This is a genomic window from Terriglobus albidus (genome assembly GCF_025685425.1).
Lineage (GTDB): Bacteria > Acidobacteriota > Terriglobia > Terriglobales > Acidobacteriaceae > Terriglobus > Terriglobus albidus.
Map to the genome: position 1 here is coordinate 60315 of NZ_JAGTAS010000020.1, position 13106 is coordinate 73420.

Below are 13106 nucleotides of genomic sequence, written 5' to 3' on the forward strand. Positions count from 1 at the left end.
GACAGAGGATGACTGAAACTGGTGGGAGCAGCGGGGTCCCCATCCAGCCTTGCTGGATGGGGTGTTCAGCGGGCTTCAGCCCTGGGCCTCCTCTGTACGCGAAGAAAAAGCCCATTTCATATCGAGCCGATATACCGTGGGCTGAAAGTCCACGCCTTTACCCCAGCCAGCAACGCTGGCCGGGGACCCCGATGCTCCCACCGAATCGAGCTTCGCTCGAACATTCCACCCTTCGCTATGCGAAGAATGGGGCAACGGATGTATTGGCTCGCCGGATTCGTCGATACATCTAGCCTTTCGTTTTATGTTGTTCAAGGATCTCCAGCACCTCCGGAGTAGCTTCGAGCGGCCGTTCCGGTTTAGGAACCTGCGCACCCGCGGCGAGCAGCGCCCGTGTTACCTCGGGATAGTCTCCCTTTTCGCGGTGCCAGCTATTCAAGGAGCCGTGGAGTGCCCAGGCAAGCGGGCTGCCGCCGTGTTCGGTCTCAAAGATATTCACCACGGCATGGTGGCGTAACAATGCATTGACCATCTCGAGATTCCCATGCCATGCGGCGTAGTGCAGGGCGGTCTGGTTGTTCTCAAGGGTAGCGGTTGCCGGCCATCCGCCGGCAACCAATAGCTCGATGGCACGTGCATTGTTACGCAATGCTGTTCCCACGATGCGGCGGGCGGCGTTGGGAGAGAGTTTCTGAAACAGGTTGGGATGCTCGGAAAGGATGCTCTGAACGCGAGCTCCTTCTCCGATCTCGGCTGCATTGATGAGGCGAAGCCACGCGGGGCTGCGCTGCATAAGCAGCTCGAAGACCTCGGTGTGTCCGAACTCATGCGCGATCATGTGCGGTGACTTCGTCATCCCGAAGCCGTAGAAATAGATCGATCCCCCGGAGTGCAGATTCTGCTTGGGAAAATAACGTTCACTGACCGTGGTGCGGATAGTTTCAGGGTCATGATTGAGAATGCGCTCCACCAGCGACAGATCCCCGATGGCCGATGCCATAAGGATGTCGGTCTTTGCTCCGAATTCGATCAGGAAACGGACGATATCGTGCCGATAGGGTTCGCGCCATTCCAACATCTGGCGCGTGCAGGCCATGTACTGGGCCGCGGTGGACTCATGATCGATGTCGCGTGCATCGATCTCCGCGCCACGATGAACCAGAAGCGAGGCGATCTCATAGGTCGCCGCAAAGTGCAGCGGAAGTTGTCCGTCCCCTCCACGGGCATGAACCAGCTTCGGATCAACAGCCAGCAGCTCGCGGACGCGATCGATCATGCCCAGCCTCGCGGCGGCGTGGATGTCCACCGTCGCTCCGCGTGAGATGAGATACGTGGCAAGCTCACTGTTGGCGAGGTCAAGCACACCGAAGCTGCCCGCCCACCAGCGTGTTCGCGCATTGACATCGGCTCCGGCATCGAGCAGCGCATCGATCATCTCGCGATTGTTGCGCTGCACCGCAGCAACGATTGCAGGGGTATCGAAGCTGTAGTCCGGCAAAGGCTCGTTGATCGTCGACCTGAGCGAAGGATGACGCGTTACAACTTCGCGTACGAGTGCTGCCTGATCGGACTTGATGGCGGCTGAGAGCGCCTTCATGGGGTCTTCCGAGCTGAGTTCGACGTGGAGCTTTAGTGCAGGCCAGGTATCGAAGCCGTACTCGCGGGCGATGACATGGAGCGCGTCGGCGAGCTTTGGTTTCGGTGAGGTAACGCCCCAGGCAGTGAAACGAGCGGTCGCGGATGAGTCCGCGGCCTGCGATTGCTGCAGCAGCATACGTGCCTGGTTCTTGAGGTGTTCGAGGTTAGGGCGCGCGGGAAGTTCGCGGATAGACATAACTCACTCCTTCTTATAGGCCCGCGATCCGCTTCGTCGGGCGAGAAGAGAGTGGGTTGTGAGATCACGCAAAAGCAAAGGTGGGATAATCCCTTTCCGCGGACGGGGTGCACCCTTGGTGTGCGTTACGAGTGTAGCAGTATTTGGGTGATCCAAGGCCGACCGAAAGTGCACAGGGCCGCCAGGGATTTAAGCCGAAGAATAGATTGGGTGGGAGCAGCGGGCTTCAGCCCGCTGATTGAAACCATAAGACGACGCCTCTAAGCCCTGGGCCTTCTCCTGGAATCGAAATAAAGGCCCAGGGCTAAAAGCCCAGCTTTTCTTGTATCCAGTAAACCGCGGGCTGAAAGCCCGCGGCTCCCACCGGTCCCTTGCTTCGCCCAGGATGACGCACATGATTGATGCGGGCGGACTATATGATGATCAGGCACTTGATAACATGAGGTTTCCCGTGGCATTGCCGATCTCCGCAAAGCTTCTGTCTCGCATCACCTGCCTGTCCGCTCTTTTCATTGCGGCTGTTTCGGTGCAGGCACAGGTGGAGTATGTCGATCCGACCATCGGTAATGTCGGCATCTTGCTTGTACCGACTCGGCCTGCCGTCTACTTGCCCAACAGCATGGTGCGTATGTATCCGTTACGGTCGGATGCAATGGATGACCGTATTCATTCCTTTCCGCTGACGATCAGCTCGCATCGCATCAGCGAGCTATTCAGCATCATGCCCGGCGATGGTTCTGCTGCTGCCTACGACCAGGAGACGACTACACCGTATTACTATTCCGCCCGATTCCGGACATCGGGTATCGTCACGGAGTTCACGGCGACTGAGCGCTGCGGCTACTTCCGCTTTACCTTCCCTTCCGGTAAAGCCGGCTTAATACTGGCTAACCGCATTGCAGGGACACTCGCCGTCCACGGCGGCAACCTGGTCGAGGGCGAGGAGCGCTTCGATGGGATGAAGGCGTATGTGTATGGCGAGTTCAGTAAGCCGGTGACCGCGACCTCTTATGAGGTGAGCAGCAAACAGAGCCTCGCTATTGCAGCCAAGGCCGGCACGCTCGAGTTCCGCTACGGCATCTCGTTCATCAGCGTGGAGCAAGCGAAGAAGAACCTGCAGCATGAGATTCCGTCGGCGAACTTCGAAGGCATCAAGTCTGCCGGCAAAGCTCACTGGAATCAAACACTGGGACGTATCGCAGTCGAGGGCGGGACTGAGGCACAAAAGAAGGTGTTCTATACCGCGCTCTATCGCAGTTCAGAGCGAATGATCAATATCACCGAAGACGGCCAATATTACAGCGGCTTTGATCACAAGGTTCATACCGACAACCGTCCGTTCTACGTCGATAACTGGCTGTGGGATACCTTCCGCGCGCTGGAGCCGTTGCAGACCATCCTGAATCCGGAGATGGAAGCGGACAAGCTGCAGTCCTATGTGCGGATGTATCAACAGAGCGGCATCATGCCGACCTTCGCTATCCTTACCGGTCCGTATGCGTGCATGAATGGCAACCACTCCGCTCCGTGGTTTGCAGATGCATGGTTCAAAGGTGTGCGCAACTTCGATTTGCCGACCGCCTATGAAGGCATTCGCAAACGATCGCTGGAGACCACGCTGCTTCCCTGGCGGCTGGGACCGAAGACATCGCTCGACGACTTTTATGCAGAGCACGGCTATATGCCGGCGCTGCGGCCTGGCGAAACTGAAACTGTCGCACAGGTGCATCCCTTCGAGAAACGTCAGCCGGTGCCGGTCACATTAGGTAACAGCTTCGATGACTGGGCTATCGCACAGCTTGCGCGTGAGTTGAAGAAGCCGCAGGACGAAGCGCTCTTTCTAAAGCGCGCGGTAAACTACCGGAACCTCTTCCGCGCCGACAAGTCGCTGATGTGGCCAAAAGATGATGCCGGAAACTGGATTGAGCCGATGGATCCAAAATTCGGCGGCGGTATGGGTGGACGTGATTTCTATGACGAGAACAACGCTTACACCTATACCTGGGATGTTGCTCATGACTATGCCGGCCTGATCTCTCTGATGGGAGGCATGCAGAAGGCTGAAGCAAATCTCGACCAGCTATTCCGCGAACCGCTGGGACGATCGAAGTACGAGTTTCAGGCAAAGTTCCCTGACTCCACCTCGATGGTGGGACAGTTCTCTATGGGCAACGAACCCAGCTTCGCGATTCCCTATATCTACGATCGTCTGGGAGCTCCGTGGAAGACGCAGGAGAGGGTGCGCATGCTGCTCGATGCCTTCTTTACCGATACATTGCAAGGCATTCCGGGCGATGAGGATGGTGGTGGCATGAGCGCTTTTGTCGTCTTCTCGATGCTGGGCTTTTATCCGGTCACGCCCACGGTGCCCACCTACGACATCGCCAGTCCGGTCTTTGAGAAGACGACGATTCATCTGCAGAACGGCAAGGACTTCGTAATCGTTGCGAAGGGCGCGTCGAAGCGGAACAAGTATGTGCAGGCGATCAAGCTGAATGGAAAGCCGCTGGATCATGTCTGGTTTCGCCACACCGATCTGACGCAAGGAGGCACGCTGGAGCTGACGATGGGAGATACGCCAAACACGCAGCTTGGTGCGAAGCCGGAGACATTTCCTCCGAATTCGATGGATGTGCGCCCGGAGATGTACCGGTAGAGCCTTATTCAGGTGGGAGCAGCGGGCTTCACAGGCTGCGGAAAAACTCCGTATGAGGGTTTATTCGGGTCAAATTGGGGGATAGAAAATCATCACCCAATGTCCACCGATCGCGTATAGGCATTCTGATGCGATCGACTTTTCGCGCTTCTTTGACGAATTGAAATTTCCGCAGCATGTGAAGCCACGCGGACGCTTCCAGTTCGCGCATAGCGCGAATGTATTGCTTAAGGGGACGGCTTCAGCCGTCCCGTATCGGAATCCGAAAGTGGGCGGCTTTAGCCGCTGAGGGCAAGATTCGTGTATCGACAAATCTGTCTTTGCTGCAGAGCTATCGGGCGAGCCTTCAGCCATTTTCGTCGTTCAACGTAGCAAGAGACTTATGGTCAATATGCTCTAATCTTGACCTCAGCGGCTAAAGCCGCGCCTCTTTTTGGGCTTTGGGACGGCATGGCTGAAGCCATGCCCTTAAGCAAGACATTCGCGCTGATGCGCGAACGGGTGGGAGCCGTGGACCTTAGTCTACGGTTTACCGTCTCCAAAGAGCTGGCCTCAAGCCCACGCCTTTACCCAGCCAGCAAAGCTGGCCGGGGACCCCGATAAATCACCCTGACGAACTTTGTTCGTTGGGGCGAGTAGCGATGGATGGGCACCCAATTTAATTTTTCTTTAGATCCGTTCGCACAAGCGAGCGGCCTGTGTCTGTAGATACTGCTGCTCCGGCAGGCTGGTCGTGCGCGTAGCCGCCAGGCGGTAATGAGCGATAGCGGTTTTGTAGTCTCCGGCCATCTCAAACAAGTGAGCGCGTGCGGCATCGAGGCGATGATGCCTGGCGATGCGTTCGTCGGCATCGAAAGCTCGCAGTAGCTCCAGACCTTTCGTCGGCCCGTAGACCATGGCGGCAGCGATGGCATGATTCAACGCGACCATTGGATTATCGGAGATACGTTTCATCAGCTCATAGAGCGCCAGGATCTGCGGCCAGTCCGTATCTTCCGCTCGCGAGGCTTCGTCATGCAGCGCGGCGATGGCCGCCTGAAGCTGATAGGCGCCGACTGCACCTCGAGAGATCGCCGTTTGCAGCAGTGTGGTCCCTTCGGCGATCTCGGCCTGTTTCCATAGCCGCCGGTCCTGACGATCGAGGGGGATCAGTTCTCCACCTGCTCCGGTTCGTGCATCGCGGCGCGCATGCGTCAACAGCATCAGAGCGAGCAGGCCTTCCACTTCAGGGTTCTCCGGCATCAGAGCATGGAGTGATCGTATAAGGCGGATCGCCTCCTGCGAGAGCTCAATGCGCTGCGCCGACGGGCCGGTGCTGGCGACGTAGCCCTCATTGAAGACGAGATAGAGGATCTGCAGTACCGCGGCAAGCCGTTCGCGCTGCTCCGTGCCTTCCGGCATGTGGAAACGCGAGCCTGCAGCCTTGATGGCCGCCTTGGCCCGGCTGATGCGTTGCGCCATCGTCGCCTCGGGCACGAGGAAAGCATGGGCTATCTGCGCTGTCGTCAGGCCACCAACTGCCCTGAGCGTTAACGCAATGGCCGATGCCGGTGTCAATGATGGATGGCAGCAGAGAAAGAAGAGTGCGAGGGTATCGTCAGGATCCGCATCCGTAACATCCTGACGGAGCGCTTCGAGGGCGACCTCCTGTTCACGCTCTCTGCGCGCGATCTCGCTGCGGATGACATCGAGCATGCGTCGCGAGGCCACGCGGATAAGCCACCCGCGCGGGTTCTCCGGAACACCCGTCTGCGGCCATTGCAGTGCCGCGGCGATCAAGGCCTCCTGCACGGCGTCTTCCGCGGCAGCAAAGTCGCGGTAGCGGCGAGCGATAATGCTCAGCACCTGCGGCGCAAGATCGCGCAACAGGTGCTGAGAACGCTCGTCAAGCTCTGAGCTGGCGCCGGGACTCACAGGTCGCCGGCCTTACGGGTCATGATCTGCCGTACCTCGATAGGCATAGCGGTTGCTCCGCCCCCCGGGGCCGGTCCGGCGGAGAGCTTCGCAGCAATCTCATAGGCTCGCTCCGGGCTTTCAACATCGACGATCCAGTAGCCGAGCAGAAACTCTTTGGATTCGGGAAAGACACCATCCGTAACCGGCATCCCATCTTTGCCGGCTGTCACGATGAGCGCCTGCTCAGGGCCTGCAAGAGCCTCCGTCGCGACAAACTCTCCGCTTTCGGTGAGCTCCTGGTTCAGGCGATGCAGGAAGGCGAAGTGTTTCTCCACATCGGCCCTGGGCCACTGACGATACGAATTCACCCCTGCCTTGTTGCTGGTCATCAACAAAATGTAGTTCATGTACGTTGCTCCTCAAGTCTCTTTTTTGTTGTGAGATATGTTGCTACTTGCCGGTGACAAACATCCAGCGGACACCGAATCGGTCATTAAGAGCTCCGTAGGCGCCGTAGAACTGCTGTTGCAGTGGATCGGTGATCTCGGCTCCATCAGAGAGTTTGTGGAAGAGGGCCGTCAGGGCCTCCAACGTTCCGCCGCTGACATAAAGACAGGTCATATTGCCGCGCGCCATCTTCCTGTCGGGATGCAGCCAGTCCGAAGCTGAGATTTCAAGCAGGTCACTTCGCAGGTTGGCGTTGAGAACCTTTTCCTGGTGTGCAGCGGGCATATGGTCCTTCACTGGCGAGTCCTTCACCTTGAGGACTTTCAGTTCGCCGCCCAGGCAGGAACGGTAGAACTCCATTGCCTGCAGGCAGTTGCCGTCGAAGAGAAGATATGGGGTCAAGGTGGTTCGCTGTGTATCGTAGGTGCGCATGGTTGAACTTACCTCCGACTGAGATGGAGCCGCGACCAGGGCGGCGGCAGAGGCCGCGGTGGCGACGAAGCGGCGGCGTGTGACTGAGTTGGTGCGAGACATGGCTGACTTTCTCCTTTCACGCGATAGTCGGAGCCAGGGGCCGCTTTTCGACATCGCTGTGAAAAATTTTTACGGCCAGACAGACACCACCGGTCTTAATCAAAACCTGTGAGAATACAGGCATGACAACGCATCCCCATGCGCCCGCACCCGCCCCCACAACACGGCGGAGTGTTTTCGGACGCACAAAACTGGTGCTGCTTCTGGCTTTAGTGGCACTGCTGGTCTTCTTCCTGGTCGTCTCCTGGACGACCCGCGATTCCATGGCGCATCTTCCGTTCCTGAAAGGCCACGGCAAGGCACGGGTGCTGGCTGACCAGGACACGCTTGTGGACACGCGGCCGTGGCAGACGGCACAAGCCCTGGCGCCGCTGGCAGTGACCGCGGAAGAGGTGGAATATGCGCGCCAGGCGGAGAAGCTGGCTGACCATGAGGTTGACCAGGCCTTTGCCTCCGCGTTGCGGCTGGCCAGTGCGCAGGCGCAGCATCGTTCTCTTTCCGGGGAGGCGCTGGAGCTTTCGCAAAAGGTAAAAGAGCTGCAGGCGCTGGTGAAGCAGGACCAGGCAGCGGTGCAGGCGTTGACGCCTTCGGGCTCGCCGGCTGCCACCGGAGCGGCACAGGCCGCTGCAAACTCTGACGACCTGGAGATCGCCAAGGCGCAGCTCGGACTCGATACGGATCAGCTTGCCGATGCGCAGCAGGACCTGGCGCGTGCGGTGGGCGATCAACGCAGCCGGATCCAGGAAGAGCTCACCGAGCGCGAAGCAGCGGTAAAAAAGTTTGAGAGCGAATCGCACACTAACACCCAGACAGCGGTTCTCTCCGCGGGACAATATGGCACCCTCGCTGGACGCATCCGTGCATGGCTGAGTCAGCGCAGCCGCTATCAGTTGATTCAGGAGGCTTTGCAACAGGCGAATGCCGATATCGCCGCGCTGACAGCCCAACACAATGCGTTGGAGGCAAAGGCAAACGCAGCCAGTAACGGCGCTGGCGGCGGCGATCATGCCTCGCGGCTCGCCAGCCTGAAGGAGCGCGCCGCCGAGCGGCAGATCCTGAGCATCTTTGACGATCGCATCCAGACACAGCAGCAGCTCGCCGATGTCTACCGTAAGTGGAGCGATCAGGTATTGCTGCAGCATCGGATCGTGCTGCATCTTCTGCTGCAATCGCTGGCAGTGATTGTGGCGCTCATGGTCTGCGTGATCCTGATGGATACGCTGATTCTGAAGTTGCTGGAGCGCCCCGGACTGGATCGCAGGCGCAAGCAGACGCTGCAGACGATTCTGCAATTGGGCGTCCAGGTTATGGGTATTCTGCTGGTCCTGCTGGTGGTCTTTGGAACTCCTCGGCAGATGTCCACCATTCTTGGCCTGGTGACCGCAGGACTTACTGTCGTACTGCAGGACTTCATCCTCGCCTTCTTCGGCTGGTTTGTGCTGATGGGTAGAAACGGCATCCGCGTCGGCGACTGGGTAGAGATCAATGGAGTCGGCGGTGAGGTGATCGAGATCAACCTTTTCCGCACGACGATGCTCGAAACCGGCAACTGGACGGCGAAGGGCCATCCCACCGGTCGCCGCGTGACCTTCATCAACAGCTTCGCTATTCGCGGCCAGTACTTCAACTTCTCCACTACGGGACAGTGGATGTGGGATGAGATCTCCGTGAGCATTCCTGCATCGGACGACACCTACGCCGTGGTGGAGGAGATTCACAACGTCATCCTGCAGGAGACGGAGAAGAGCGCCCGGCTGGCTGAAGAAGAGTGGAGACGCAGCACACGGCAGTATGGCTTGAGCCAGTTCAGTGCCGACCCAGCGATCAATCTGCGCCCCTCGGGTGCAGGGATCGATCTGGTGATCCGCTATATTACGCGGGCCTCAGAACGCTTCGAGACGCGAAATCGCCTGTACCAACGGGTGATCGATGTGATGCATAAGCCGGCTGCATTGGCGGCGCATACGGAGAAGCGGAGGTAGACGAGTTACCTGTTTGTTTTGTCATCCTAAGCCAAGCCCCGGCCAGCTTTACTGGCTAGGCGGCAAAGTACGCTTTTCCTTTTTTGTCATTTCGCAGCGACCGGAGGAAGCGGAGAAATCTGCTTCTCTACCCAAGAACCTTTCGAAGGAAAAAGAAAAGCAGATCCCTGCGGGATGACAACAAAAACAGGTTCGAGCTCCGCTCGAATGCCCACATAAGCTTCGCGTATGTGGGGCACCCGGTATGTGTGACGCAGGAGATTGTCGGTACCCGATACATCATTCAATGATTCAATCCTTCACTTATTCAGTTACTCCGGCGTTGATCCACTTCTTCGTCGCTTCGTACTGCTGCGGACGTCCGAGGAAGTTCTTCACCAACGTGTTCGCGCTTGCTGTTCCACCGGGTTCCAATATTGTTTTGCGGTAGCGCATCGCTGCCGGGCCATCGAGCAGGTTCTTGGGATCGAACTGTCCGAAGAAGTCCAGTGCGATGACTTTGCTGAGCTGGTAGGTGTAGTAGTTCGAAGAGTAGCTGATCAGGTGTGTGAACGTGGCATACATGCGCACATCGGGTGAACCGGCATAGGGCGAGTATTTCGCCTGTGCGGTGTACCAGAGCTTGTCGACGTCGACATCTTTGGCCGGCAGGTGGAACATCTCCAGCGCATAGGTACAGAACTGTAGCTGGCGCTCGACGGCCGTACCGCGACCGAACTGGTCGGCGCGGATCATGCCGTCGAAGAGCTGTTGCGGCATCAGCTCGCCGGTCTTGTAGTGCCTGGCAAAGGTATCGAGGACGGCCTTGGAAGCAAAGAACTCTTCCAGCATCTGCGAGGGCGCTTCGACGAAGTCCCATTCAATCGAAAAGGCGCCGGTGCCTGCCCACTGCTGCCGGTTGCCGAAGATGCCGTGCAGCATGTGGCCGAACTCGTGGAAGAAGGTCACCACATCGGCATACTGCATCAGTCCGGGATCGGTCGCGGTCGGCTCCGGAAAGTTCGCATTCAGGCGAGCCTCAGGAAGAGCGATTCCCTTCTTACCCTGTACGACGGTGCCGGCGTTGAACCACTTGTTCTTACCGGCACGCGGATGCATATCCAGATAGATGATGCCGATCTTCTGACGATCGGGAGTGGAGCGGTCAAAGACGTCGAAGGCCTTAACCGACGGATGCCAGAGTGCAGCGTCCTTTACCTGCACGAACTCGATATGGAACATGCGGACGGCGGTATCGAGCACACCCCTCTCTACCGCTTCATAGGGGAAGTAGGCGCGCACAGCCTGCGAGTCGAAGTTGAAGTTTGCGCGGCGGAAGAGCTCACCGAAGTAGGAGGCGGAGTAGTCGGGGATCTGGGTAAGGCCAGGTTCCTGCTTTTGTGCAAAGGCGAGAAGCTGGGCGTACTCCTTGTCCATGGCGGGACGGGCGGCCTTATCGAGCTCGTCGATCAACGACTGAATGTTGGCGGGTGTGCCGATCATCTTGTCGGCGCTGGCTAATTGCGCCCAGCTCTTCATGCCGATCCACTGAGCGATCTCTTCGCGCAGGGCGATGACCTGCAGCAGAAGATCCTTGTTGGCCGGATAGCAGCGGCCCATGTAAGTGAGGTAGAGCTGCTTCCGCAGAGCGGCTGATTTGGCGTAAGTGATGACCGGCCGGTAGTCGGGCTCGTCGGTGGTGATCGTAACCATGCCATGCTCGTCAGGCTGATGACGGGCGATGTAGTCGGCAGGCAGACCATCGAGCTCGTCTGCTTTGACTTTGATGCTGGCGGTACCTTCGGCGATATTGCGGTTGAACTGGAGGGCCGCGGCGGTGAGCTTGTCACGCAGGTCACGAATCTTCGCGCGGGTTGCTTCATCCTTATCGACACCAGCAAGGCGATACCCCTGCAGCTCGCGTTCGAGATAGTGCTTCGTCTCGGCATCGAGGCCGTCAGCCTTGATGGCTACGAGCGCGTCGTAGAGCTTGCGGTTGAGAGAGATCTCCGCACTGACGGCAGAGACACGCCGCAGCTCGGTCTGCGCGACATCGCGCAGCTCCTTTACCGGGGAGGCGTTGTTCAACAGCGACGGCCCCATGCTCGCTGTGGAGAGCGCGCGGCCCATCTCATCAAAAGGCGCCAGGGTGTTCTCGATCGTACGCGCTCCCTGGACTTCGACGATCTGTTTTTCCAGCCGCGCCACATCATCGAGATGACGCTGCACCCAGGCCGTGACACCGGCGGGATCAGGATTGCCGATCCAGACATGCAGCGGATCGTTGGCGGGTGTTTCGGCGATGACGGGGGCGGCGGTAAGTGTACTCATCAGCAATCCTGCAACGAGAAGTTTGCGCACAAGGGATGTGCTCCAATTCGATCTGGATTGGGATGAGGATAACGCACTGAGAGACGGTGGGAGCAGCGGGCTGAATGCGCCCATTCTTTATTGAGCAAGAAAGATGTTTTGAGCGCTGAAAGCGCGCTCTATATCAGCCTGGGGCAACGCCCCAGGTATGGAGGTAGCGAAACGATAAGAGGGCTGAAAGCCCGATCTATAACCCCCAATCGTCACAAGCGAAACGGTTCCTGAAACCGTTGTATGCCTACCAAAACGATAAGGTCTGATTGAAGGCTCTTATATAGGGCGGGTCTTCAGCCCTTTAACATCTTGTGGGTACCAAAACCTGGGGCGTTGCCCCAGGCTGGTATAGGTCGTGCCTTCAGCGCTCATCGCAGACGCGATGGATGGGACACCCAGAGTTTGGGCTCCGAAACTTGGACATCCCCCGGGGACTAGTTCAGACTTCGACATACCTCATCTTCTTCAGATCTTCGATCAGGCTTGGCCCAATCGGCTTCCATCCCAACGCCTGTTGTGTCCATGCACTCGAGGCCGGCATATCCAATCCGGCGAAGATGGCGAGCCAACCAAAGTGTTCTGCGGCCTGCTCCTGTGAGATGGAGATCACCGGGACGTTCAGGCCCTGGCCGACGACCTCGGCGATCTCGCGCATGGAGACACCCTCTTCCGCAACAGCGTTGTAGCGTTTGCCTGCTTCGCCCTTCTCCAGCACCAGGCGGTACAACTCCGCTGCGGCAAACCGGGGCACGGCGGGCCAGCGATTACGTCCCTCGCCGATGTAAGGGGAGACGCCCTTCTCGCGTGCGATCTGGATGGCGTAGCTTACGAGGCCCTGCTTCTCGGTGTCGTGCACCTGGGGCAGACGAACGATCATGGTACGGACACCGCGTTCCCCCGCCGCTGCTACGGCCTCTTCGGTGGCGCCACGGGGAATGATCTTCGAGCTCACCGGAGGATCGGTCTCCAGGCCAATGTCGCCGTTTCCGCCATGGCCCGCTACGCCGGTGCCGGAGGTGACGATCAGCGGGCGGTCGGAGCCGGCGAGCACCTCGCCCAGCGTCTGGATGACCTGACGGTCGTTTTCGCAGTTCGCCGCGAACCGGGAGAAGTCGTGGTTGAAGGCGGTGTGAATGACAGCGTCCGCATTGGCTGCTCCCTGGCGCAGGCTGTCCAGGTCTTCGAGGTCGCCGCGATGCACCTCTGCGCCTGCCTGGCGGAGCTGTTCTGCGCCAACCTCAGAACGTGTAAGACCGAGAACCTGATGGCCTGCCCGAATAAGCTCTGGAACGATCGCCGAACCGATGAATCCTGTTGCACCCGTAAGGAAAACCCGCATCGATACTCACCTCTACGAAGACGATAGGAGATGTGCGACATACGATCTATGCTTGAGAATCCGTAATACCTTCGC

8 protein-coding genes are annotated in these 13106 nt (G+C 58.4%); 2 read left to right on the top strand and 6 right to left on the bottom strand.

The features are described from left to right. Positions 1 to 289 precede the first annotated feature (289 nt). Positions 290 to 1834 carry an ankyrin repeat domain-containing protein gene (locus OHL21_RS01250; protein ID WP_263415431.1) on the bottom strand — a complete coding sequence of 515 codons (1545 nt, stop codon included), beginning with the start codon at positions 1832 to 1834 and terminating at the stop codon, positions 290 to 292. Positions 1835 to 2273: 439 nt separating this feature from the next. Here OHL21_RS01250 and OHL21_RS01255 point away from each other — a divergent pair, with 439 nt between their 5' ends. Further along, entirely contained in the window at positions 2274 to 4490 is a 2217-nt protein-coding gene (locus tag OHL21_RS01255) for a GH92 family glycosyl hydrolase (protein ID WP_263415432.1), read from the top strand. A gap of 669 nt (positions 4491 to 5159) precedes the next feature. On the opposite strand, the gene OHL21_RS01260 is transcribed toward OHL21_RS01255, so the two are convergent. From OHL21_RS01260 to OHL21_RS01270, 3 genes are read right to left on the bottom strand one after another with little or no spacing between them, the layout of a single operon-like run. Then, positions 5160 to 6404, bottom strand: a complete 1245-nt coding sequence (locus OHL21_RS01260; RefSeq protein WP_263415433.1) for an RNA polymerase sigma factor — start codon at positions 6402 to 6404, stop codon at positions 5160 to 5162. Further along, positions 6401 to 6793 carry a YciI family protein gene (locus tag OHL21_RS01265; RefSeq protein ID WP_263415434.1) on the bottom strand — a complete coding sequence of 131 codons (393 nt, stop codon included), beginning with the start codon at positions 6791 to 6793 and terminating at the stop codon, positions 6401 to 6403. Before OHL21_RS01265 ends, OHL21_RS01260 begins: the two co-directional genes overlap by 4 nt. A 43-nt stretch (positions 6794 to 6836) precedes the next feature. Then, complete coding sequence (locus tag OHL21_RS01270) at positions 6837 to 7367, bottom strand: VOC family protein (RefSeq protein ID WP_263415435.1); 531 nt, start codon at positions 7365 to 7367, stop codon at positions 6837 to 6839. Between the two features lie 122 nt (positions 7368 to 7489). Between OHL21_RS01270 and OHL21_RS01275 the strand changes: the two genes are divergently transcribed. After that, entirely contained in the window at positions 7490 to 9349 is a 1860-nt protein-coding gene (locus OHL21_RS01275; RefSeq protein WP_263415436.1) for a mechanosensitive ion channel domain-containing protein, read from the top strand. Between the two features lie 303 nt (positions 9350 to 9652). Here the strand turns inward: OHL21_RS01275 and OHL21_RS01280 are convergent, their stop codons facing one another. Next, positions 9653 to 11659, bottom strand: coding sequence for a M3 family metallopeptidase (locus tag OHL21_RS01280; RefSeq protein ID WP_263415437.1), 2007 nt, complete (start codon positions 11657 to 11659; stop codon positions 9653 to 9655). A 472-nt stretch (positions 11660 to 12131) separates the two neighbouring features. After that, positions 12132 to 13031 carry an SDR family oxidoreductase gene (locus OHL21_RS01285; protein WP_263415438.1) on the bottom strand — a complete coding sequence of 300 codons (900 nt, stop codon included), beginning with the start codon at positions 13029 to 13031 and terminating at the stop codon, positions 12132 to 12134. Between the last annotated feature and the right edge of the window lie 75 nt (positions 13032 to 13106).